The sequence below is a fragment of the Rhizobium sp. Leaf341 genome, assembly GCF_001424325.1.
Taxonomy (GTDB): domain Bacteria; phylum Pseudomonadota; class Alphaproteobacteria; order Rhizobiales; family Rhizobiaceae; genus Ferranicluibacter.
In genome coordinates this window covers 261,752-284,538 of sequence record NZ_LMPE01000010.1, presented here as the reverse complement: position 1 = coordinate 284,538, position 22,787 = coordinate 261,752, and the positions used below count along the sequence as shown (strand labels likewise).

Here is a 22,787-nt window from a genome sequence, read left to right as displayed (position 1 = left end):
CGAGGGGACATCGATGGACCTGTTCATGTGGCCGCTCCCGGCCCTGCCGACGCTCGGCTTCCTTCTGTTCGGCTACCTGCTCGGCTCGATCCCGTTCGGTCTGATCCTGACGCGGGCGGCCGGCCTTGGCGATGTCCGCAAGATCGGATCCGGCAATATCGGTGCGACGAACGTGCTGCGCACGGGCAACAAGAAGCTTGCGGCGGCAACCCTGCTTCTCGACGCGCTCAAGGGAACGCTGGCCGCAGCGGTCGGGGCCTATCTGCTCGGTCCGGACGCCGGCATCGCGGCCGGTTTCGGCGCGTTTCTCGGCCATCTCTTTCCGGTCTGGCTCGGCTTCAAGGGCGGCAAGGGCATCGCGACCTATATCGGCGTGCTCCTGGGTCTCGCGCCTGTCGTCGTCCTCGTCTTCGCCGCCTGCTGGCTGCTCGTCGCCAAGGTCACGCGCTATTCCTCGCTGTCGGCGCTGGTTGCCACCGTTGTGGTGTCGATCGTGCTCCTCGTCGCCGGTTATGGACGGATCGGCCTCCTGTTCGTCGCGCTGAGCCTCATCACCTGGATCAAGCATCGCGCCAACATCGAGCGTCTGATCGCAGGAACGGAAAGCCGAATCGGTCAGAAGGGATAGGCGCCGATGAGCGACAGCGCGAAGGCCCCCGGTGGCAAAGGTATCGCGCTGACGGATCGTCAAAGGATTGCCTGGCTCCGCCTGATCCGCTCCGACAATGTCGGCCCCGTCACCTTCCGCGACCTCATCAATCATGTCGGATCGGCCGAGACGGCGCTGGAAATGCTGCCCGAACTCTCGCGCCGGGGCGGATCGACCCGCGCCATCCGCATCGCGACGGTCGCAGAGGCCGAGCGGGAGCTGGCCACCGCCGCGCGTTGCGGTGCCCGATTCGTCGGTATCGGCGAACCTGACTATCCCGCTGCGCTGCGGCAGATCGACGGTGCACCCCCGCTCCTTGCCGTCAAGGGACATGCCGCGACCGGCACCACGCCGGCGCTGGGGATCGTCGGCGCGCGCAACGCCTCCATCAGCGGCGCCAAATTTGCGGCGATGCTGGCTCGCGACGTCGGGCGGGCGGGCTATGCGATCATCTCGGGGCTTGCCCGGGGGATCGATACCGCTGCCCATCGCGCGAGCCTCGACACCGGCACGATCGCGGTTCTGGCCGGCGGCATCGACATGCCCTACCCGCCCGAGAACGTTCCCCTCCTCGACGAGATCACGAACGGGCAAGGCCTCGCCATCAGCGAGATGCCGTTTGGCTGGGAACCGCGGGCGCGCGACTTTCCGCGCCGCAACCGGCTGATCGCCGGCGTGGCTCTCGGGCTCGCGGTGGTGGAGGCCGCGAGCCGATCCGGTTCTCTGATCACGGCACGCTACGCCGCCGATTTCGGGCGTCTCGTCTTCGCCGTTCCGGGATCCCCGCTCGATCCACGCTGTCACGGGACCAATGGCCTCCTGAAAGAGGGCGCGGTGGTCACGACCGAAGCACGCGACATTCTGGAAGCCCTCGCGCCGCTGAGCCGCATCGACCTTTTCGACCAGCCGCAGGCGCGCGAGGCGGAGGAGACGGACGTGGGCGCGGAGACCCTGCGGATGACCCCGCCGCCCGGCGAGCGCGAGCGCGAGACGATCGTCGATGCGCTGGGACCGACGCCGGTCGACATCGACGACATCATCCGGCACACCGGCTTTTCCGCCTCCGCGGTCTATCTCGTGCTTCTAGAGCTTGATCTTGCCAGCCGGCTTCACCGACACCCCGGCGGCCGCGTTTCCATCGATCCGCTTGGCTGACAAAGCGCGGCGTCCGGACATCAGGTCGCCCGCTTCCACATAGGCCATTTCCAGCAGGTAGCAGAGCATGTCCGCCCCCTTTTCATCCGCAACGCCCCGCAGCTCTCCCAGCATCTGACGGATATAGGCCAGGCTCTCGTCCGGAGGCGTCGCGGGAACTGCGGAGTCATTATATACGGGCACCATGAAACGTCCTAATGGGCTTGGCCTTGCTCTCGAGACGGCAGCAGACAGCCCGAGCGGCGGCGGCCGTCAGGCCGTCACCACCGCGCGTTCATCGATGCGCCTTCTCGTCTCCGGCAGACGATAACCCAAATATTCCTAATTGCAATAATAACATTATCCCCCTTAGGTTGTGGCGCGTTGTATTCGGTCGGGATCGCCCGGGGTCGGCACCTTGTCGCAGGGACATCATCAAACCCCTATAAATGAAAGGGTTTCAGATCGTCTGCCTGTTCATGCAAACTGGCTAATTTCATGCTCACCACTTGACCGCGAGGAAATCCCCCTCCATGTCGAGGCTTCAAAAGTTCCCGGCGTGACGGCCGAGGGAAGTCTGTCACCCTCCTCAATGGTTGCTGAATCCTATGACCATGAATGTCGTCGTCGTTGAATCGCCGGCCAAAGCAAAGACCATCAACAAGTATCTCGGCCCCGGCTACACGGTCCTGGCCTCGTTCGGTCACGTCCGCGACCTTCCGGCCAAGGACGGATCGGTCAAGCCCGACGAAGACTTCGCCATGCTCTGGGAGGTGGACACCGCGTCCGCCAAGCGCATGAACGACATCGGCACCGCGCTCAAGAGCGCAGACGGTCTTATTCTGGCGACCGACCCGGATCGCGAAGGCGAGGCGATTTCCTGGCACGTGCTCGATCTTCTGCGCAAGAAGAAGCTGATCGGCGACAAGCCCGTGAGCCGGGTCGTCTTCAACGCCATCACCAAGAAGGCGGTTCTCGACGCCATGGCCAATCCGCGGGACATCGACGTGCCCCTGGTGGATGCCTATCTGGCGCGCCGCGCGCTCGATTATCTCGTCGGTTTCAACCTGTCGCCGGTCCTGTGGCGCAAGCTGCCGGGCGCCCGCTCGGCCGGCCGCGTCCAGTCGGTCGCGCTGCGGCTCGTCTGCGACCGCGAGTCGGAGATCGAACGCTTCGTCTCGGAAGAATACTGGAACCTGTCGGCCGTCCTCAAGACGCCGCGGGGCGACGATTTCGAGGCGCGTCTCGTGGCCGCCGACGGCAAGCGCCTTCAGGCGCGCTCGGTCGCCAATGGCGAACAGGCCAACGATCTGAAGGCCCTGCTCGAAGGCGCATCCTATGTCGTCGATACGGTCGAGGCGAAACCCGTCAAGCGCAATCCCTCGCCACCCTTCACCACATCGACGCTGCAGCAGGCGGCCTCCTCCAAGCTCGGTTTTTCCGCGTCGCGCACCATGCAGGTGGCCCAGCGGCTTTACGAGGGCATCGACCTTGGCGGCGAGACCGTCGGTCTGATCACCTATATGCGAACCGACGGCGTACAGATGGCGGCAGAAGCGATCGACGCCGCCCGCAGCGCCATCGGCGACCAGTTCGGAGCACGGTATGTGCCCGAGAAGCCCCGTCTCTATTCGACCAAGGCGAAAAACGCGCAGGAAGCGCACGAAGCCGTGCGCCCGACCGACTTCACCCGGACGCCCGACCAGTTGCGCCGGTTTCTCGACGCCGACCAGTTACGTCTCTACGACCTGATCTGGAAACGCGGCATCGCCAGCCAGATGGCTTCGGCCGAGATCGAACGCACGACCGTGGAAATCCTGGCCGAGAACGGAGGCCGCAAGGCCGGACTTCGGGCCGTGGGTTCCGTCATCCGCTTCGACGGCTTCATCGCCGCCTATACAGATCAGAAGGAAGACGGCGAACAGAGTGACGATGCCGAGGACGAAGGACGCCTGCCCGAGATCAAGGCGCGCGAAAACGTCGCCAAGCAGACGGTCAATGCGAGCCAGCATTTCACCGAGCCGCCGCCACGCTATTCGGAAGCGAGCCTGATCAAGCGCATGGAAGAGCTCGGCATCGGCCGGCCCTCGACCTATGCCTCGACGCTGGCGACCCTGCGCGACCGCGAATACGTCGTGATCGACAAGCGCAAGCTGATCCCCGAGGCGAAGGGACGTCTTGTCACGGCTTTCCTCGAGAGCTTTTTCCACCGCTACGTGGAGTATGACTTCACCGCGTCGCTCGAAGAAAAGCTCGACCGGATCTCGGCGGGCGAACTCAACTGGAAGGACGTGCTTCGCGACTTCTGGAAGGATTTCTTCGCGCAGATCGAGGACACCAAGGAACTGCGTGTCACCAATGTTCTCGATGCGCTGAACGAGGAACTTGCGCCGCTCGTCTTCCCCAAACGCGAAGACGGCAGCGATCCGCGGATCTGTCAGGTCTGCGGCACCGGCAAGCTGTCGCTGAAACTGGGCAAGTACGGCGCCTTCGTCGGCTGCTCGAACTATCCGGAGTGCAACTTCACGCGCCAGCTGTCCTCGGACGGCGATGCGGAAGCGCAGGCCTCGAACGAGCCGCAGGCGCTTGGCAAGGATCCGCATACGGACGAGGAGATCACGCTGCGCAACGGCCGTTTCGGCCCCTATGTCCAGCGCGGAGACGGCAAGGAAGCCAAGCGCTCCAGCCTGCCCAAGGGCTGGACGCCGGCGAGCATCGACCACGAGAAGGCGCTGGCCCTTCTCTCGCTCCCCCGCGACATCGGGCAGCATCCGGAAACCGGCAAGATGATCTCGTCCGGCCTCGGCCGCTACGGGCCCTTCATCCTGCATGACGGGAAATACGCGAATGTCGAGACCATCGAGGACGTCTTCTCGATCGGCTTGAACCGGGCCGTCTCCGTGCTCGCCGACAAGGCGTCGAAAGGTCCGGCCGGACGCGGCGCGGCCGTCGCGGCGCTGAAGGAGCTCGGCGAACATCCGGATGGCGGCGCCATCACGGTGCGCGACGGACGCTACGGCCCCTATGTCAACTGGGGCAAGGTCAATGCGACCCTGCCGAAGGGCAAGGATCCGGCCTCGGTCACGCTGGAGGAGGCCTTGCCGCTTTTGGCAGAACGTGCCGGCAAGACGAAACCTGTGAAGGCCAAGGCCGTTAAGGCAAAGACGGCAAAACCGACCAAGGCGAAAGCTACGGCAGACGGCGGCGAGACGGTTGCCAAGCCGCGCGCCGCGGCAAAGGCCAAGCCGGCCGCGAAGACGACAAAAGCAAAGGCTGCCGCAAAACCCAAGACGGCGGCAGCCGCCAAGGCACAGAAGGGATAGACCGTGAGCAAATCGCCTCGCATCGGCATGAGACGGACCGCAAAGCCCTCGGTCCGGCTGGCCCGTGCGGGCACGGCCCTGCCGCCCGCAGATGATGCGCCGATCATTCATGGCGCCGTGCCGCCGCGCGACGTGCTCATGCGGTTCATCGCGGAAAACCCCGACAAGGCCTCCAAGCGCGAGATCTCGCGCGCCTTCGGTCTGAAGGGCGAGGCGCGCATCGAGCTGAAGGCGGCTCTGCGCGATCTCGAGGACGACGGGCTGCTGGAAAAGAAGCGCAAGGCGCTCGTCCGGCCGGGCGCCCTGCCTCCGGTGGCGGTTCTCGATATCACGATCCGGGACAAGGATGGCGAACTCGTCGCCCGCCCCGCCGAATGGCCGGACGATGCGGGCGTCGCACCCGCCGTCCTCATCCGCCAGTCAAGCGTCGCGAAGGCCAAGGGCAAGATGCCTGTCGGCGGGATCGGCGACCGGGTGCTCGCCAAGATCTTCCCCTCCAAGGAACCGACGGGACCAGCCTATACCGGTCGCATCGTCAAGGTTCTCGATCGCCGCCGCAGCGCGAACGCAGCGCTCGGCGTCTTCCGGGAAATGCCCGCCGGCACCGGCCGCATTCTGCCGATCGACAAGCGCGGCGAGGAGATGGATGTCGAGGCAAGCGGCGTCCACGATGCCAAGGACGGCGATCTGGTCGAGGTGGAAATTGTCCGCTCCGGCCGCTTCGGCCTCGCGAAGGCGGAGGTGAAATCGGTCATCGGCTCTGTCGCTTCGGAAAAGGCGATCTCGATGATCGCGATCCACGCGCACGGCATCCCCTATATCTTTCCCGACAGCGTGCTGCGCGAGGCCGATGCCGCGGGTCCGGCCACCATGTCGCATCGTGAGGACTGGCGATCCCTGCCGCTGATCACGATCGATCCTGCCGACGCCAAGGACCATGACGACGCCGTGCATGCGGAACCGGACACCGCGCCGGAGAACGAGGGCGGCGTGATCGTGACGGTCGCGATCGCCGATGTTTCCTGGTACGTGCGCCCGAAATCCGCGCTCGACAACGAAGCGCAGAAGCGCGGCAACTCCGTCTATTTCCCCGACCGTGTCGTGCCGATGCTGCCCGAGCGCATCTCCAACGAATTGTGTTCGCTGAAAGAAACGGTCGATCGGCCGGCGCTGGCCGTGCGCATGCGCTTCACCCGCGAGGGCCGCAAGATCGGGCACACGTTCCACCGCATCATGATGAAGAGCGCCGCCAAGCTCTCCTATCAGCAGGCACAGGCTGCGATCGACGGCGCGCCGGACGAGAGGACCGGCCCGCTGCTCGAGCCGATCCTGAGGCCGCTCTGGGATGCCTATCGCATCCTCACCGTCGGGCGGAATCGTCGCCAGCCGCTCGAACTCAACATGCCGGAGCGAAAGATCATTCTGAAGCCGGACGGGACGGTCGACCGCGTCTTCGTGCCGGACAGGCTCGACGCGCACAAGCTGGTCGAGGAGATGATGATCCAGGCGAACGTGGCCGCGGCCGAGACGCTGGAGATCAAGCGCCAGCCCCTGGTCTACCGCGTTCACGATGCGCCGTCGCTTGCCAAGCAGGAGACCCTGCGCGAGTTCCTGGCGACGCTCGACCTGACCCTGGTCAAGGGCGGCAACATGCGCGCCAACCATTTCAACGGCATCCTCGCGAAAGCCGAGGATCAGGCCTATGAGACGATCGTCAACCAGATGGTGCTCCGGTCGCAGAGCCAAGCGGTCTACAGCCCCGAGAACATCGGCCATTTCGGTCTGAACCTGATGAAGTACGCGCACTTCACCTCGCCGATCCGCCGTTATGCCGACCTCATCGTCCACCGGGCGCTGGTCGGTTCGCTCGGGCTTGGCGAGGGCGGCATCACGCCGGCGGAAGAGGGGGCGCTCGAAGACATCGCCGCAGAGATTTCGACATTCGAGCGCCGGGCGATGGCAGCGGAGCGCGATACGGTCGATCGCCTGATCGCGCACCATCTCAGCGGCCGTGTCAACGAAGAGTTCGATGGTCGCGTGTCCGGCGTCACCAAGTCCGGCCTGTTCATCTCGCTGCCCCAATATGGGGCCGACGGCTTCGTGCCGATCTCGACGCTCGGCCGTGACTATTTCATCTTCGACGAAGCCCACATGGCGCTGGTCGGCGACAAGACGGGTCTCGGCTATCGCCTCGGCGACGAGGTGCGGGTCAAGCTTGTCGACGCCGTGCCGCTCGCGGGCGCCCTGCGCTTCGAAATGCTGGACGAGGGCCGCAAGATGCCGACGGCAACGCGGTCGTTCCACAAGGCCGGACGCCGCGACAGGGCGGGCGCACGCAAGGCGCCCGGCACCCGACCGCCGCGCGGGCGGCGCTGACTCCCATGAAAGATGGTGACCGCATGAACGAGACATCCTCGGACGTTGCAACGCTGCATCTCGGCGATACGCCGATCCGCGATCGGCCGATCGGCCGATCCATTCGGCGGGGGCTCCTCAACCGTTGTCCGAACTGTGGTCAGGGACGCATGTTCGGGCGGTTCCTGAAGGTCAACGACACGTGCGCTACCTGTGGAGAGGCGCTTCATCATCACCGCGCGGACGACTTTCCGCCGTACATCGTCGTCACGATCGTCGGCCATCTGGTCCTCGGAGGCTTTATGATGACGGAAATGCTGGTGTCGCTGTCGAACTGGCAGCACCTGGCCATCTGGGTGCCGATCACGATCCTCGGTTCGCTTGCTCTCATGCAGCCGGTCAAGGGCGGCGTCGTGGGGCTGCAATGGGCGCTTCGCATGCATGGCTTCGGTGGCCACGAGGATCGACCGGAAGACGAACTGCCAGCGCAGGATCGCACCTGATGCGCAACGATGCCGCCGCAGCGGGCGGCGCGTTCAAGGCCGTCTCCAGGACGACAAGCGAGCCGACGAAGCCGACCGACGCCGCCGAGGCGCCAGCGCCGGCAAAGGCGTTGCGTCCCCGGCTGGCGGCCTCGATCCTGCTTCTGGATCGACGCGGCGGCGATGTCCGCGTGCTGGTCGGACGGCGCAGCCGGCAGCATGTGTTCATGCCGGACGTCCACGTGTTTCCCGGTGGCAGGCGCGATCCGGCCGATCACCGCATCGCCTATGCACGCGATCTTCCCGAAGCCCTGCTCGAGCGCCTGGTCGGCATCTATCGCGGGCGCCTTTCGGTTTCCGCAGTGCGTGCCCTGGCTCTGGCCGCGATGCGGGAACTGCACGAGGAGACCAACCTCGCCGTCGGGCCTGCCTGGCCGGGGTCCATCCGCCCTGAAGGAAGCCTGCCCTTCCAGCCGGATCTCGAGCGGCTGCGCTATGTCGCCCGAGCCGTGACGCCGACGGGACTCGTGCGACGATTCGATACGCATTTCTTCGCGCTGTTCACCGACGAGGTGGATCTCGATCTCGGCGCGCTGCAGGACAGCCGGGAGCTGGAGGACTTCCGCTGGATCTCCGTCGGCGATCCGTCCGGGGTTGCCATCCCCGATATCACCGCACGCATTCTTGCCGCGTTGCATGCAAGGCTTGACGCCGACCCGCTGCTCCGCTTTGACGGCACCGTGCCGTATTTCCATGTCCGGAATGGACGCCCCATCCGCGATCTTCTGTGAGGACACCGAATGTCTCTGACGACCCCTGGCTCGTCTCAGCCGGTTGAGGATATCCATTGGCTGTCGCTGATCGCGGCTCTTGCGGCCGTGACCACGGTCGGCATCGCCATTGGCCTCGGCGTCCCCCTGCTCAGCTTCATCATGGAACGCCGCGGCGTTTCCTCGACGCTGATCGGCCTCAATTCGACCGTGGCCGGGCTCGCCTCCATGGTCGCGGCGTCCTTCACGACGCGGCTGGCCCATCGATTCGGCGTCGCGCAGATCATGGTGGTCGCCGTCGTGCTCGCGGCGGCGCCTGCGCTGGGCTTCTATTTCGTGGAGAATTTCTGGCTGTGGTTCCCGCTGCGGATCGTCTTCCAGAGCGGCATCACCATCCTGTTCGTCCTGTCGGAGTTCTGGATCAACGCCACGGCGCCGCCCCATCGGCGCGGGCTCGTCTTCGGCATCTACGGGACGGTTCTCTCGCTTGGCTTTGCGGCGGGCCCCCTGCTCTTCTCGCTCCTCGGCAGCGAGGGTATTCTGCCCTTCGCGGTCGGCGCCGGCATTATCCTGCTGGGCGCCATCCCGATCATCATCGCCCGCAAGGAAAGCCCGGATATCGACGAGATGCCGGAGATGCACTTCCTGCGCTACGTGTTCATGGTGCCGATGGCGACGGCCGCCGTCTTCGTCTTCGGCGCGGTGGAATATGGCGGCCTGTCGCTGTTTCCGGTCTACGGCACACGCGTCGGCTTTTCCGAATCGCAGGCTGCGCTTCTCCTGACCATCATGGGCGTGGGCAATCTGATCTTCCAGATCCCGCTCGGTCTCCTGTCGGACCGCATGAAGGACCGCCGAAAGCTGCTGGTCGCGCTGACCGTGATCGGCCTTGTCGGTGCGCTCTGCCTGCCCGTCCTGTCGACCAACTGGTATGCGCTGGCGACCATTCTGCTTCTGTGGGGCGGCATCATCTCGGGCCTTTACACGATCGGCCTCAGCCATCTCGGGACGCGTCTCCACGGGCCCGAGCTTGCAGCCGCCAATGCGGCGTTCGTGTTCTGCTATGCCCTGGGAACGGTCGCCGGCCCGCAGGTCATCGGCGCCTCCATGGATGTGTTCGGCAATGACGGCTTTGCCTGGTCCATCGCCGCGTTCTTCGGGCTTTACATCGTGCTTTCCCTGGCTCGGCTGGTTTATAACCCGAAACGGGGTTGACTTTTCGGGCGCGATTTGTAGTTTCGCGCCAAGCTCGCCGGGACCTTTGAACGAAGTCCGGCTTTGTTATTTCAGAAGGCAGGACGACCATGGCGAAAGCTGCAAAAATCAAGATCAAGCTGCTGTCGACGGCCGACACAGGTTTCTTCTACGTGACCTCGAAGAACAGCCGTACGAAGACGGACAAGTTCAGCATGACGAAGTACGACCCGGTCGTGCGCAAGCATGTCGAATTCAAGGAAACCAAGATCAAGTAAGATCGGGTTCCCAGCACTGCCAGAAAGGCGCCGACGATATCGTCAGGCGCCTTTTTTGCGTCCGGGCTTGGGCGCAGGCGCGCCGGGCTGTGTTGATCTCTGCCTGTTTCTGGCACCCAAAATGAAAAAACGCCGCTCCTGAAACCAGAAGCGGCGTTTGATGGATGCCGGCCGGCACGCAAGCGGCACGAGGAACCACTGTTACGCACCGGCCGACGACCCCACGACCCAGGAGATGCGGCGGACCTGACATCATGGGGTAACTGATCGGCTTGGGAGCTTTACGTCTCCCTGCATAGAACATCGGCGAGATACCGAAGAAAATCAATGAAATCTTAAAGCTTGGCCCGCTTTGATACAGTCATGGTTAACGATAACCATGACCTGCAGGGCGATTCGGGAGAAATTGCGGCCAGATTTCGCCACAGATCATCGAACGTGTCTTCGCATTGCACAACTGCGTGATACGGCGCCATGGGAGGATGCCATGGTTCGATGTCAGGCGAAAGACAGCGTTCGACGCGCGGCCTCCCTGCGCGCACCTCTTCAGGCGGCCGCGCCCACGACCTGATTGCGACCGTTGCGCTTGGCCTGATACAGCGCCGTGTCGGCACGCTTCAGCAGGCTGTCGGGCGTTTCCCCCGCCGGGTCGAGGACGGCGATCCCTATGGACGCCGTGATGGTCAGCGCGATGCTGCGATCCTGCACGAAGAAGGGCGCCGTCTCGACGCTGACGCGCAGCCGCTCGGCAATCGCGCTTGCGGTCGCGGCATCCGTGTCCGGCATCACCAGCACGAATTCCTCCCCTCCGAATCGGCAGGCAAGGTCCGCGCCGCGGACGGTCGAGCGCAGGCGCCGGGCAAAGTCGCGCAGCACCTCGTCCCCCGCATCGTGCCCATAGGTGTCGTTGACGGCCTTGAAACGATCGATATCCGCGACGCAGATCGACAGGTTGCGGCCTCGCTTCGTGGCACGCTCGATCAGCAGCTTGAGATGGTTGTCCAGATAACGCCGATTGTGAAGCCCCGTCAGGCCGTCCGTGATGGCAAGCTCGATGGTCTGGTGGACGCTCAGCCGGAGGCGGTCGTTGCACTGCTTGCGCCGGATCTGCGTCAGTGACCGTGCGATCAGCTCGTTCGGATCAACCGGGCGCATGATGTAGTCGGTCACGCCGAGGTCGAGCGCGCGCACGACAAGGTCCTCGGCCCCCTGCTCTGCCACCAGGAGGATCGGGATATAGCGTGTGCGTTCCAGGGAGCGCAGCTGCGAGCAGAGCCTCAGCGGATCATAGTCGTCGAAGTTCGCGTTGACGATGACGAGATCGAAGGATTGCTCGGCCGCCTCGAAAAGGGCTGCCTGCGGATCGCTGATGACCGTCAGGCCCGCGACGGGCTTCAGCGCCCGGGCGATCCTGTCCTGCGAGCTGGCCCGCGCATCGACGAGCAGGATGTTTCCGGGCTCGTCGGGGCGTTCGGCCCGCGAGAGATCCTCGAAACCCACGCTCTTGGCTGTCTCGGCACGCAGGCGCAGCTCGTCGCTGACATTCTTCAGCCGCACGAGGCTCTTCACCCGCGACATCAGCTGCAGATCGTTCACCGGCTTGGTCAGGAAGTCGTCGGCACCGGCTTTCAGTCCGCGGACACGATCGGAGGGCTGGTCGAGCGCGGTGACCATGACCACGGGAATATGCGCGGTCTTCGGGTTGGCCTTCAACCGCTCGCAGACCTCGAATCCGTCGATGCCGGGCATCATGATGTCGAGAAGGATGATGTCGACGGGCCGGCTGTCGCAGATGGCCAGCGCCTGATAGCCGTCAGACGCCGTGAGGACGTCGAAATATTCCGCCACGAGCCTCGCTTCCAGCAATTTGACGTTTGCCGGTATGTCGTCGACGACAAGTATGCGTGCAGTCATGCGGTTCGTCCTGTCCTATCGCCCCCGGCCTTCAGAGCCCGTTCCGGCCGATGCGAGGAATACCATGATCACGTTGGCGCACCGTCATGGCCGCCTTGTTGCAGCCGTCACAGGCGTCGGTCAGCCGTCGCCGAGATAGGTCTTGATGGTTTCGATGAACTTCGGCACCGAGATCGGCTTGGAGACATAGGCCTCGCAGCCCCCCTGACGGATGCGCTCCTCGTCGCCCTTCATGGCAAAGGCCGTAACGGCGATGACAGGAATAACATGCAGTTCGTCGTCTTCCTTCAACCACTTGGTCACCTCCAGCCCCGACACCTCGGGAAGCTGGATGTCCATGAGAATGAGGTCCGGTCGGTGCTTGCGGGCCAGGTCCAGCGCCTCCAGGCCGTTGCGTGTCTGAATGGTCGTGTAGCCCGATGCTTCGATCAGGTCGCGGAAGAGCTTCATGTTCAGCTCGTTGTCCTCGACGATCATAACCTGTTTCGGCATATCAGAACCTTCCGCGTCTACGGCCATGGCCGGGGGTCATTCCATCGGCTGCAAGACCAGCAATCGCGCATGACGCATGAAGGATTAGGCCTATTTGGTTGAAAAAAAGGTAATCATGGGCCAGAAAAGCCGATGTGTTTGACGAGAGGGTGGAAAACCGTGACGACAGCCGATGAGACCGCCATTGCCGTGCTCGGCTGGCTCGCAGGCGAGCCGGAGCTTCTCGGCCGCTTCCTGGCCCTGACCGGCACCGATCCGACGAGCCTGCGCGGTGCTGTCGGCGACCCCGGGTTCATGGCCGGCCTGCTCGATTTCGTCATGGATCACGAACCGACGCTGCTGCAATTCTGTGAGGCGACGGAGACGAAGCCGGAAACCGTCGCACGTGCGCATGCCGCCCTTTCCGGCTTTCGCGGGGATACGGGCAGCGCATGACGATCGAGACCTTCGATCCACAGGCACCCCTGTCGTTCGACCATATCACGCTGACCGACCGGCCGCTGATCGTCTGCGATATCGACGAGGTCGTGCTGGAATTCGTGACACCCTTCCAGAACTTTCTGAGGGCGGGCGGGCGCGACCTCGTGCCGCGGTCGTTCCGGCTGCACGGCAATATCGTGCAGAAGGACAATGGCGAGCCCGTTGCCGACGCGACCGTGGCAACCCTTATCGAGGACTTCTTCCTCAAACAGGATGCGTGGCAGACGCCGGCGCATCAGGTGGCGGAGACGCTCGAGGATCTCTCGGGCGCGGCAGACATCGTCTTCTTGACCGCCATGCCGCCGCGGCACACCGAGATACGCCGCCGCCTGCTCGACCAGCACGGACTGTCGGCCTACCCGCTGCTGGCGACCGAAGCGCCGAAGGGACCGGTCGTGCGGCAGCTCCATGATGCACGCGACGTGCCGGTGGTGTTCATCGACGATATCCTGCGCAATCTGGAGTCCGTACGCGAGCACGCGCCCGACTGTCTGCTGATCCGCCTGATGGCCAATGCGACCTTCCTGGCGATGGCCCCTGCCCCGGACGACGGAATCGAGACGGCAGCGGACTGGCACGAGGCGGCCCGGATCATCCGCCAGCACCTCCTGCGGTGAAGGCTGATCCCGGCCACGGCTGGCCCCGTTCCGTCGCCATCCACGGCATCACGCCCGACGCCGGCGTTATCAACAGGCTTCACGTCTTCGTGCACGGAATACGACGATCTGCCCGCTCTCCAAACGCTTGCGCAAAGCTTCCTTAAACCTCTTCCCATAGGCTTCACCCTGTTCGAGTGATCCGGATGGTGTTGATGGTTTTGCGTTCTACTCTCGGTCTCGGGCTGCTGCTCCTTGCCGTCGCCAGCACGACGGTGCAGGCCGCCGATGGCAAGGCGCCGCTGCAGATCGTCGTTTCCAAGGACAAGCAATCGCTTGTGGTCTACGACGGCGACACCGTCGTCGCGACATCCAAGGTGTCGTCGGGGAAACGCGGCCACGAAACCCCGACCGGCATCTTCTCAATCCTTGAAAAGAGCCGCTATCACGAATCCAATATTTATTCGAACGCGCCCATGCCGTTCATGCAGCGCCTGACGTGGTCCGGCATTGCACTGCATGCCTCCAACAGCGTGCCCGCGCATCCGGCATCGCATGGCTGCGTGCGCCTGCCGAACGCGTTTGCCAAGACGCTCTTCAAACTGACCGAGCGGGGCCTGCATGTCGTGATCTCCGATCGGCAGATCGCGCCGCAGGCGGTGTCGCATCCTTTCCTGTTCCAGCCAGCCGCACCGGAGCAGCAGCTGCTGTCGGATGCCACGCTGCGCCCGGCCATGTCCCAGGTCGCGAGCGGCGCGGTGGAGGTCGCGATGAGCGAACCCGCTCCGCCCTCGCCGGCAGCGCCAGCGGTCCGCGCCGACGATACCCGCGCGCCGATCCGGATCCTCATCACCCGGCGCGGGCCCCGGGAGCTGGCGCTCGACGCGCAGGCGGCGCTCAACACCCTCGGCTATGACGCGGGCGTGCCGGATGGCGCGCTCGGCAGCCGGTCCATTGCCGCTATCCGTGCATTCGAACTGGCCGAGGGACGCGAGCCCAAGGGCCGGCTGACGCCTGATCTGGTGGACGTCCTGTTCAGGAAGGCGAACCTGCCGCCACCTGCCAACGGCCAGCTCCTGGTCCGCCGCGATTTCGCCCCTCTGTTCGAGGCGCCCGTGACGATCGCGGAGCCGGACGTGGCCTTGGGCGCACACTTCTACCAGTTTCAGGATATCGATGCCGCGACCGGCAAGGGCAGCTGGTTCTCGCTCTCGCTGGACAACACCATTCCCAAGGGCATGAAGGCGCGGCTCGGGATCACCGTGGACGACGATGCGCTCGCCTATAACGCGGCAACACGCGTTCTCGATCGCATCCAGATGACGGACGCGCTGCGCGAGAAGGTCGAGGATCTCCTTGCGCCCGGCTCCTCGCTCACGGTTTCCGACATGGGCCTCGGACCGGAGACCGGACGCGGTACGGATTTTGTGACCATAACGCACCCCGCCAAGGGCTGAACAGCGGCCGCTGTCGGGCAGCTTGTCATCTCGGACGCCAGACGGCCTGCTCGCGCACGCTGCCGCCTGCGGATGGCGCCCGTGAGCGCGGACGCGATCCGCCGCGGTCCGCCGCCTTTTACGACACCAGTTCCACGTCGATCACGCCCGGTGCCGTCTTCAGTGCGGCGGCGATTTCCGCGGAGATCCGGTACTTGTCGCCCAGTTCCACCTCGATCTCACGCTGCCCATTGTCCTTGACGATGATGAAGGACACCTGCCCGTCGCCCTTCGTGTTCAGATGCGTGGCGACGGAGCGCAAGGGCCCGCTGTCGCGGACATAGACGCGCAAGGCCTTCTGCATCTGGAACGAGCGCTCCTCCAGAGACTGCAGGGTCTGGATGCGCAGGCCGATTCCCTCCGGGCGCTCCTCTGCCTGCACGGTCAGCACCAGCGATTTTCCCGGCTCCAAGAGGTCGCGATACTGCTGCAGCATTTCGGAAAACAGGACGGCTTCGTACTGCCCGGACGAATCGGAGAAGGTGACGATGCCCATCTTGTTGCCCGTGCGCGTCTTCCGCTCCTGCTTGGAGGTCACGGTACCGGCCAGCCGACCGGCCGTGTTGCCCTTCTTCACCGACAGGGCAAAATCCGCAAATGTCTGGCACCGGATCTTCGCGAGAAGATCGTTATAGGTGTCGAGCGGATGGGCAGACAGATAGAAGCCGAGCACCTGGAACTCGCGCTGCAACTTTTCCGAGGCCAGCCAGGGCGTGAAATCCGGCAGGCTGATCTTTTCCGGCCCCGTGGCCGCACCGGCGCCGAACATGTCGCTCTGTCCGCTGACCTTGTCGGTCAGCGCCCGTTGCGCAAAGCCGAGGATCCGGTCCAGACCGCCGCTGAGCTGCGCCCGGTCATAGCCGAAGCCATCAAAGGCGCCGGCGAAGATCAGGCTTTCGAAGACGCGGCGGTTCAGCAGTTTCGGGTCGATCCGCAGGCAGAAGTCCTCGAGGCTCTTGAACGGGATCTCTCCCCGCACGGCCACGATATGATCCACGGCCGCCTCGCCCACGCCCTTGATGGCCGAGAGCGAATAGAAGATGCGGTTATCGCCCGTCTCGAACCGGCGGAACGAGGTCTGGACGGAGGGCGGAACGACGGTGATCCCCAGACGGCCGGCATCCTGGCGGAAATCGACGAGCTTTTCCGTGTTGCCCATGTCGAGCGTCATCGACGCTGCCAAAAACTCGACCGGATAATGCGCCTTCAAATAGGCCGTCTGGTAGGAGACGATCGCATAGGCCGCCGCATGGCTCTTGTTGAAGCCGTAGTTGGCGAACTTGGCGAGCAGGTCGAAGATCATGTCGGCCTGGGGTTTCGCCACGCCGTTCTTCACGGCGCCGTCGACGAAACGCGCGCGCTGCTTGTCCATCTCCTCCTTGATCTTCTTGCCCATGGCGCGGCGCAGAAGATCGGCCTCGCCGAGCGAGTAGCCGGAGAGAACCTGGGCGATCTGCATCACCTGTTCCTGATAGACGATGACGCCCTGCGTTTCCTTGAGCAGGTAATCGATGGTCGGGTGGATCGACTCGATCTCTTCCTCGCCATGCTTTCGCGCATTGTAGACCGGAATATTCTCCATCGGGCCCGGCCGATAGAGCGCGACGAGCGCGATGATGTCCTCGATGCAGTCCGGCCGCATGCCGATCAGCGCCTTGCGCATGCCGGCGCTTTCCACCTGGAACACGCCGACCGTGTCGCCCTTGGACAGCATCTCGTAGGTCTTGGCATCGTCGAGCGGCAAGGCTTCCAGCGCGACGTGGATGTCGCGCTTGGCGAGGAAATCCACGGCCGTCTTCAAAACCGTTAGCGTCTTCAGGCCGAGGAAGTCGAATTTCACGAGACCCGCCTGCTCGACCCACTTCATGTTGAACTGGGTTACCGGCATGTCGGAGCGCGGATCGCGGTACATCGGCACCAGCTTCGACAGCGGCCGGTCACCGATGACGATGCCGGCGGCGTGGGTCGATGCGTGGCGGTAGAGGCCCTCGATCTTCTGGGCGATATCGAGCAGACGGCCAATCACCGGCTCCTTGTCGACCTCTTCCTGGAAACGCGGCTCGTCCTCGATGGCCTTCGCCAGCGTGACCGGATTGGCCGGGTTGTTGGGCACCATCTTGCAGATCTTGTCGACCTGGCCATAGGGCATTTCCAGCACGCGGCCGACATCGCGCAGCGCGGCGCGGGCCTGGAGCGACCCGAAGGTGATGATCTGGGCCACCTGCTCGCGTCCATATTTCGCCTGGACGTAGCGGATGACCTCTTCCCGCCGGTCCTGGCAGAAGTCGATGTCGAAGTCGGGCATCGACACGCGTTCCGGATTGAGGAAGCGTTCGAACAGCAGCGAGAAGCGCAGGGGATCGACGTCGGTGATCGTCAGCGCATAGGCAACGAGGGAACCCGCACCCGAGCCGCGGCCGGGGCCGACCGGAATGTCCTGCTGCTTTGCCCATTTGATGAAGTCGGCAACGATCAGGAAATAGCCCGGAAACTTCATGCGTTCGATGACGCCGAGTTCGAAGTCCAGGCGCTCGCGATAGTCCGTCTCGCTGTAACCCGGCGACAGGCCGAGCTTCTGCATCCGCTCTTCGAGGCCCTCGATGGCCTGGCGGCGAAGCTCGCGCGTTTCCGCCCTTTCGGCTTCGGCCGGATCATCGGACGCGCCGGTAAAGCGGGGCAGAATCGGTGCCCGCGTCTTCAACACGAAGGTACAGCGACGCGCCACCTCGATCGTGTTGTCGAGCGCCTCCGGCAGATCGGCAAAGAGCTTCGCCATTTCCTGCCGGCTCTTCAGATAATGATCGGGCGTCAGCCGAAAACGCGTGTCGTCGGAGACCATGGCATTGTGCGCCACGGCCATCAGCGCATCATGCGCGTCGTAGTCGCCGGGGGTCGGGAAAAACGGCTCGTTGGTCGCCACCAGCGGCAGTTCCAGCCGGTAGGCAAGGTCGATCATCCGGTTCTCGTGCTGCCTGTCGTGGCGCCCATGCCGTTGCAGTTCGACATAGAGACGATCGCCGAAGAGGTCCATCAGGGCGTGCGCCCGGGCTTCCGCCAGCGCCGCGTGTCCGGACCGGATCGCCATGTCGATCGGCCCGCCGCTTGCGCCCGTCAGCGCGATCAGGCCATCGGTGCCGATCTCCCTCAGCCAGGAAACACAGACCCGAACACTCTGGTTGCCCTCCCCGCCGAGATAGGCGCGGCTGACGAGGTCGACGAGGTTGACATAGCCCTGATCGCTTGCCGCGATCAGCACGATGGCGGGAAGCTTGGCGAGATGCTGGGCATGCCCGCGCTTCTCCCCTTCGACCTCGTCTTCCATATCGATCGACAGCTGGCAGCCGATCAGCGGCTGGATCCCGTCGTCCATGCATTTCAATGAAAATTCGAGCGCCGCGAACAGGTTGTTCGTATCGGCAATACCGATCGCCGGCTGGGCATCGGCCACGGCCTTGCCGATGATCTTCTTGATCGGCAAGGCGCCTTCGAGCAGGGAGAACGCCGAATGGGTTCTCAAATGGACGAACTGGGGCACCGGCTTGTTGCCATTGCCTGTGTTGCCCGCCAAGCTCTCGCCTGCATCCGCCATAGGTCACTCCGACTCTTGCATGAGGTGGGAGCATACGCCCTTCGACGTCGCGAAGCGACAACGGTGTCGCCTTTCTCCCCCGGAACTTGCCCGGCGACGAAAGGACGAGAGGTCAGAGACCAAGCAGCAGGATGGAGAAGCTGGCAATGAACATGGCGACGGAGGTCAAGGCAGCGAGATCGCGAAGGAAGTCGGACATGGCGGGCTCCTTTTGGTTGTGTTCCCTTTATGTTCTAATTCCGTTCCCGTTTCAAGCTGCATCTGTGATGGACGGTTAACAAATTTCGATCGGAAACCGCGACCCTGATCCGCCGGATGGTGGCGGCCGACAGCGCAGACGCCCGCAGAGCGGCACGCACCAGGGGTGTGAGCCGCTCTGCGGCGCGGGGTTCGTGTTGTTGCGGGAGGGGTCCCCGAAGCGCTTCTGCGCGGGGAAGAGGCGTCAGGCGAGCTCGACGACCTTGCCGTCCTGCAGGGTGATGCGACGGTCCATCTTGGACGCGAGCTCGTAATTGTGAGTCGCGATCATCGCGGCAAGGCCGGATTGCTTGACCAGCGCCTTCAGAGCTTCAAAGACGTAGCCCGCGGTTTCCGGATCGAGATTGCCGGTCGGCTCGTCGGCCAGCAGGACGAAGGGGGCATTGGCCACGGCACGGGCGATCGCCACGCGCTGCTGCTCGCCGCCCGACAGTTCCGACGGGCGGTGGTCGGCGCGATGGCCGATGCGCATGTAGTCGAGCAAGGCCGACGCCCGTTCCCGCGCCTCCTTCTTGGAGAGCCCGGCGATCAGCTGCGGCATCATGATGTTCTCCACGGCCGTGAACTCCGGCAGCAGATGGTGGAACTGGTAGACGAAGCCGATCTCGTTGCGGCGGATGGCCGTGCGCTCGGGATCGCTGAGCGAGCCGCAGGCACGACCATTGATCGAGACTTCGCCGCCATCGGGCCGCTCCAGCAGGCCGGCAAGGTGCAAAAGCGTCGACTTGCCGGTGCCCGAGGGAGCGACCAGCGCGACGGTCTGCCCACCGAGCAGGCGGAAGTCCGCGCCCTTGAGGATCGAGAGCGCCTGTTCGCCCTGGCTGTAATGGCGCTCGACGCCGGATAGCTCTAGTGCCACGCGAGGGGCCATGATGTCGTTCCTGTCACTCGTAACGCAGCGCCTGGACCGGATCCAGTCGCGAGGCCCGCCAGGCGGGGAAGATGGTTGCCAGGAACGACAGTCCGATTGCCATGCCGACGACGGCGACGGTCTCGCCGAGATTCATGTCGGCCGGCAACTGGCTGAGGAAGTAGAGTTCCGGGTTGAAGATCGTCGTGCCCGAGATCCAGGAGAAGAACTGGCGGATCGATTCGATGTTGAGACAGACGACGACGCCGAGCGCGACGCCTGCCAGCGTTCCGACGATGCCGATCGCCGCGCCGGTCATGAAGAAAATGCGCATGACGGCGCCGGACGACGCCCCCATGGTGCGCAGGATGGCGATGTCGCTGCCCTTGTCCTTCACCAGCATGATGAGGCCCGAAACGATGTTGAGCGCCGCCACCAGCACGATGAGGGTCAGGATCATGAACATGACGTTGCGCTCGACCTGAAGTGCGGAGAAAAACGTCTTGTTGCGGTCGCGCCAGTCGCTGATCAGAACCTGTCTCTGGGCGGCATCCTCCACCGGTTGGCGCAGGCTGTCGACGAGGTCGGGGTTTTCGACGAAGAGTTCGATCGACTGCGCGATGCCCTCCGCATTGAAGTAGAGCTGCGCTTCTTCCAGCGGCATGAAGATGATCGAGGCATCATATTCCGACATGCCGATCTCGAAGATCGCGGAGACGGTGTAGGACTTCACGCGCGGGTTGACGCCCATCGGGGTCACGTCGCCTTCGGGGGCCACCAGCGTGATCGTGCTGCCGGCCTGAAGGCCCAACTGGTCGGCCATGCGCGAGCCGATCGCCACGCCGCCGCCGGCCGCATAGCCGGTCAGATCGCCCGATTTCAGATGCTCGGAGATCGACTTCATCTTCAAGAGATCGTCGGCACGCACGCCGCGCACCAGCGCACCGGTGCCGGCTCCGCCCGGACCGGAAGCCAGTGTCTGGCCCTCGATCATGGGAATCGCCATGGTGACGCCCTTGATGCCGGAAAAGCGCGTGGCGAGATCGGCATAATTGTCGAGCGGGCCGTCCAGCGGCTGCACGATCATGTGGCCGTTGATGCCGAGAATGCGGGAGATGAGTTCCGTGCGGAAGCCGTTCATCACCGCCATGACGATGATCAGGGTTGCCACGCCGAGCATGATGCCGATGAAGGAGAAGCCGGCGATGACCGAAATAAAGGCTTCCTTGCGCCGCGAGCGCAGGTAGCGCCAGGCCACCAGCCGCTCGAAGCTCGAGAAGGGACGGCTGGAGCCGCCCTTCGATGCCTGCCCGCCCGACGGCGTTTCCTTCGGCGCCGCGCCCTTCGAGGCTGTCTTCAGTCCGGTCTGGGACGGCGGTGCCGACGCCTTTGCCGGTTTCGGGTCCGTGGAAGCGGCGCTCATGCCTGGTCCTTATTTCGCAGCGGTCAGCTTGTTGATCGCAGCTTCGATGGTCATGGTCTCACGCGCACCGGTCTTGCGGTCCTTCAGCTCGACCTCGCCCGCGGCGACGGCGCGCGGCCCGGCGATGATCTGCGTGGGAACGCCGATCAGGTCGGCCGTCGCGAATTTCGTGCCCGCACGGTCGTCGGTGTCGTCGTAGAGCGTGTCGATGCCGGCCTTCGACAAGGCGGCATAGAGGGTTTCGCAGGCGGCATCGCACGCAGCGTCGCCGGCCTTCATATTGATGATGATGGCGTCGAAGGGCGCAACGGACGCCGGCCAGATGATGCCGTTCTCATCATGCGACGCCTCGATGATCGCCGGTACGAGCCGTGTCGGGCCGATGCCGTAGGACCCCATGTGGACCAGATGTTCCTTGCCGTCGGGACCCTGAACCTTGGCGCCCATCGGCTCGGAATACTTGGTGCCGAAATAGAAGATGTGACCGACCTCGATGCCGCGGGCCGACAGGCGCTCGCCCTCGGGGATCGCGTCGAACGCGGCTTCGTCGTGCATTTCCGAGGTCGCGGCGTAAACGGAGGTCCACTGGTCGAACACGCCCTGCAGGGCGGCGACGTCATCGAAATCCGTGTTCTCGGCCGGGATGTCGAAGTTCACGAAATCCCGATGGCTGAACACTTCGGACTCGCCGGTCTCCGCGAGAATGATGAACTCGTGGCTGAGATCGCCACCGATCGGGCCGGTGTCGGCCCGCATCGGAATGGCGCGCAGGCCGAGCCGCGAAAAGGTGCGCAGATAGGCCGTGAACATCTTGCGATAGGAGTGCTCGGCCCCTTCCTTGGTCAGGTCGAACGAATAGGCATCCTTCATCAGAAACTCGCGCGACCGCATCGTGCCGAAGCGCGGACGGATCTCGTCGCGGAATTTCAGCTGGATGTGATAGAGGTTCAGCGGCAGGTTCTTGTAGGACTTGACCGACGAGCGAAAGATGTCGGTGATCATTTCCTCGTTGGTCGGCCCATAGAGCATGGGGCGCTCCTGGCGATCCTTGATGCGCAGCATTTCCTTGCCGTAGTCGTCGTACCGACCGCTTTCCTGCCAGAGCTCGGCCGACTGCAACGTCGGCATGGAGAGCTCGATGGCGCCCGCGCGGTTCTGCTCCTGGCGGATGATGCCGTTGACCTTGTCGAGCACGCGCTTGCCGAGCGGAAGCCACGAATATATGCCCTGACTCTGCTGGCGGATCATGCCGGCACGCAGCATGAGGCGATGCGAGACGATCTCCGCTTCCTTGGGGTTTTCCTTCAGGATCGGCATGAAATAGCGGGACAGACGCATGAACGGGTTCCGGAGTGGCGCCTTCCGTCTAGTCACGGATTCGGGCGAAATGAGGTTTGCTTACGGCATCTGCCTTGTGCGGGGCCGTATCGACGGACGAAAGAGGATGGGATCCGGTCGTTCGAATCCGGCATCATCTTCGTGGCTCGTCTTAAACGCTTCGCGG

The 22,787-nt window shown here is 64.1% G+C and carries 18 protein-coding genes; 11 read left to right on the top strand and 7 right to left on the bottom strand.

From position 1 onward, the window contains the following. Positions 1 to 13 precede the first annotated feature (13 nt). Positions 14 to 628, top strand: a complete 615-nt coding sequence (plsY, locus tag ASG03_RS11100) for a glycerol-3-phosphate 1-O-acyltransferase PlsY (RefSeq protein ID WP_062693590.1) — start codon at positions 14 to 16, stop codon at positions 626 to 628. 6 nt (positions 629 to 634) lie between these two features. Continuing rightward, positions 635 to 1,804, top strand: a complete 1,170-nt coding sequence (dprA, locus tag ASG03_RS11095; protein WP_062693589.1) for a DNA-processing protein DprA — start codon at positions 635 to 637, stop codon at positions 1,802 to 1,804. On the opposite strand, the gene ASG03_RS11090 is transcribed toward dprA, so the two are convergent. Further along, entirely contained in the window at positions 1,733 to 1,990 is a 258-nt protein-coding gene (locus tag ASG03_RS11090; protein ID WP_062693588.1) for a hypothetical protein, read from the bottom strand. The two genes, dprA and ASG03_RS11090, sit on opposite strands and share 72 nt — an antisense overlap. 407 nt (positions 1,991 to 2,397) lie before the next feature. Between ASG03_RS11090 and topA the strand changes: the two genes are divergently transcribed. The 6 genes from topA to rpmG all read left to right on the top strand — a co-directional run bounded on the left by topA (position 2,398) and on the right by rpmG (position 10,185). Beyond that, on the top strand, positions 2,398 to 5,106 hold the full coding sequence (gene topA, locus ASG03_RS11085) for a type I DNA topoisomerase (protein ID WP_062693634.1): 2,709 nt from the start codon (positions 2,398 to 2,400) through the stop codon (positions 5,104 to 5,106). A 27-nt stretch (positions 5,107 to 5,133) separates the two neighbouring features. Further along, complete coding sequence (gene rnr / locus ASG03_RS11080) at positions 5,134 to 7,482, top strand: ribonuclease R (RefSeq protein ID WP_082475701.1); 2,349 nt, start codon at positions 5,134 to 5,136, stop codon at positions 7,480 to 7,482. A 23-nt stretch (positions 7,483 to 7,505) separates the two neighbouring features. Continuing rightward, the gene (locus ASG03_RS11075) at positions 7,506 to 7,964 is read left to right on the top strand and encodes a DUF983 domain-containing protein (protein WP_062693586.1); all 459 of its coding nucleotides are present in this window, start codon (positions 7,506 to 7,508) and stop codon (positions 7,962 to 7,964) included. After that, positions 7,964 to 8,734 (top strand): NUDIX hydrolase, encoded by a 771-nt coding sequence (locus ASG03_RS11070; RefSeq protein ID WP_062693585.1) that lies wholly within the window; start codon positions 7,964 to 7,966, stop codon positions 8,732 to 8,734. Before ASG03_RS11075 ends, ASG03_RS11070 begins: the two co-directional genes overlap by 1 nt. 9 nt (positions 8,735 to 8,743) lie before the next feature. After that, entirely contained in the window at positions 8,744 to 9,928 is a 1,185-nt protein-coding gene (locus ASG03_RS11065; protein WP_062468363.1) for an MFS transporter, read from the top strand. An 89-nt stretch (positions 9,929 to 10,017) separates the two neighbouring features. Next, positions 10,018 to 10,185, top strand: a complete 168-nt coding sequence (rpmG, locus tag ASG03_RS11060; protein WP_062468365.1) for a 50S ribosomal protein L33 — start codon at positions 10,018 to 10,020, stop codon at positions 10,183 to 10,185. Between the two features lie 546 nt (positions 10,186 to 10,731). Here the strand turns inward: rpmG and ASG03_RS11055 are convergent. After that, positions 10,732 to 12,099, bottom strand: a complete 1,368-nt coding sequence (locus ASG03_RS11055; protein ID WP_062468367.1) for a PleD family two-component system response regulator — start codon at positions 12,097 to 12,099, stop codon at positions 10,732 to 10,734. Between the two features lie 120 nt (positions 12,100 to 12,219). Then, positions 12,220 to 12,591: a response regulator gene (locus tag ASG03_RS11050; protein WP_062468369.1), complete on the bottom strand. Its 372-nt coding sequence runs from the start codon at positions 12,589 to 12,591 to the stop codon at positions 12,220 to 12,222. 159 nt (positions 12,592 to 12,750) lie between these two features. Here ASG03_RS11050 and ASG03_RS11045 point away from each other — a divergent pair, with 159 nt between their 5' ends. The 3 genes from ASG03_RS11045 (at position 12,751) to ASG03_RS11035 (ending at position 15,124) form a co-directional block, all read left to right on the top strand. Beyond that, positions 12,751 to 13,026: a DUF3572 domain-containing protein gene (locus tag ASG03_RS11045; RefSeq protein ID WP_156379917.1), complete on the top strand. Its 276-nt coding sequence runs from the start codon at positions 12,751 to 12,753 to the stop codon at positions 13,024 to 13,026. Continuing rightward, the gene (locus tag ASG03_RS11040) at positions 13,023 to 13,688 is read left to right on the top strand and encodes a hypothetical protein (RefSeq protein WP_062601312.1); all 666 of its coding nucleotides are present in this window, start codon (positions 13,023 to 13,025) and stop codon (positions 13,686 to 13,688) included. The genes ASG03_RS11045 and ASG03_RS11040 overlap by 4 nt, the downstream gene beginning before the upstream one ends. A gap of 200 nt (positions 13,689 to 13,888) precedes the next feature. Continuing rightward, positions 13,889 to 15,124: a L,D-transpeptidase family protein gene (locus ASG03_RS11035; RefSeq protein WP_062693633.1), complete on the top strand. Its 1,236-nt coding sequence runs from the start codon at positions 13,889 to 13,891 to the stop codon at positions 15,122 to 15,124. Positions 15,125 to 15,242: 118 nt separating this feature from the next. Here the strand turns inward: ASG03_RS11035 and dnaE are convergent, their stop codons facing one another. From dnaE to proS, 4 genes are all read right to left on the bottom strand, one after another. After that, positions 15,243 to 18,752, bottom strand: coding sequence for a DNA polymerase III subunit alpha (dnaE, locus tag ASG03_RS11030; RefSeq protein WP_062601313.1), 3,510 nt, complete (start codon positions 18,750 to 18,752; stop codon positions 15,243 to 15,245). Between the two features lie 442 nt (positions 18,753 to 19,194). Then, positions 19,195 to 19,881: an ABC transporter ATP-binding protein gene (locus ASG03_RS11025; protein WP_062468377.1), complete on the bottom strand. Its 687-nt coding sequence runs from the start codon at positions 19,879 to 19,881 to the stop codon at positions 19,195 to 19,197. A gap of 13 nt (positions 19,882 to 19,894) precedes the next feature. Then, on the bottom strand, positions 19,895 to 21,283 hold the full coding sequence (locus ASG03_RS11020) for a lipoprotein-releasing ABC transporter permease subunit (RefSeq protein WP_244475222.1): 1,389 nt from the start codon (positions 21,281 to 21,283) through the stop codon (positions 19,895 to 19,897). 9 nt (positions 21,284 to 21,292) lie between these two features. Beyond that, complete coding sequence (gene proS, locus ASG03_RS11015) at positions 21,293 to 22,621, bottom strand: proline--tRNA ligase (protein ID WP_062693583.1); 1,329 nt, start codon at positions 22,619 to 22,621, stop codon at positions 21,293 to 21,295. Positions 22,622 to 22,787: the final 166 nt, after the last annotated feature.

Bases quoted from the DNA above. Each gene is read 5' to 3' on its own strand.
- ASG03_RS11050 (WP_062468369.1), bottom strand. From the start codon at position 12,591: ATGCCGAAACAGGTTATGATCGTCGAGGACAACGAGCTGAACATGAAG.
- ASG03_RS11020 (WP_244475222.1), bottom strand. From the start codon at position 21,283: ATGAGCGCCGCTTCCACGGACCCGAAACCGGCAAAGGCGTCGGCACCG.
- proS (WP_062693583.1), bottom strand. From the start codon at position 22,621: ATGCGTCTGTCCCGCTATTTCATGCCGATCCTGAAGGAAAACCCCAAG.
- dnaE (WP_062601313.1), bottom strand. From the start codon at position 18,752: ATGGCGGATGCAGGCGAGAGCTTGGCGGGCAACACAGGCAATGGCAAC.
- ASG03_RS11040 (WP_062601312.1), top strand. From the start codon at position 13,023: ATGACGATCGAGACCTTCGATCCACAGGCACCCCTGTCGTTCGACCAT.
- ASG03_RS11090 (WP_062693588.1), bottom strand. From the start codon at position 1,990: ATGGTGCCCGTATATAATGACTCCGCAGTTCCCGCGACGCCTCCGGAC.
- ASG03_RS11065 (WP_062468363.1), top strand. From the start codon at position 8,744: ATGTCTCTGACGACCCCTGGCTCGTCTCAGCCGGTTGAGGATATCCAT.
- plsY (WP_062693590.1), top strand. From the start codon at position 14: ATGGACCTGTTCATGTGGCCGCTCCCGGCCCTGCCGACGCTCGGCTTC.
- ASG03_RS11055 (WP_062468367.1), bottom strand. From the start codon at position 12,099: ATGACTGCACGCATACTTGTCGTCGACGACATACCGGCAAACGTCAAA.
- ASG03_RS11025 (WP_062468377.1), bottom strand. From the start codon at position 19,881: ATGGCCCCTCGCGTGGCACTAGAGCTATCCGGCGTCGAGCGCCATTAC.
- topA (WP_062693634.1), top strand. From the start codon at position 2,398: ATGAATGTCGTCGTCGTTGAATCGCCGGCCAAAGCAAAGACCATCAAC.
- rpmG (WP_062468365.1), top strand. From the start codon at position 10,018: ATGGCGAAAGCTGCAAAAATCAAGATCAAGCTGCTGTCGACGGCCGAC.
- dprA (WP_062693589.1), top strand. From the start codon at position 635: ATGAGCGACAGCGCGAAGGCCCCCGGTGGCAAAGGTATCGCGCTGACG.
- ASG03_RS11070 (WP_062693585.1), top strand. From the start codon at position 7,964: ATGCGCAACGATGCCGCCGCAGCGGGCGGCGCGTTCAAGGCCGTCTCC.
- rnr (WP_082475701.1), top strand. From the start codon at position 5,134: ATGAGACGGACCGCAAAGCCCTCGGTCCGGCTGGCCCGTGCGGGCACG.
- ASG03_RS11075 (WP_062693586.1), top strand. From the start codon at position 7,506: ATGAACGAGACATCCTCGGACGTTGCAACGCTGCATCTCGGCGATACG.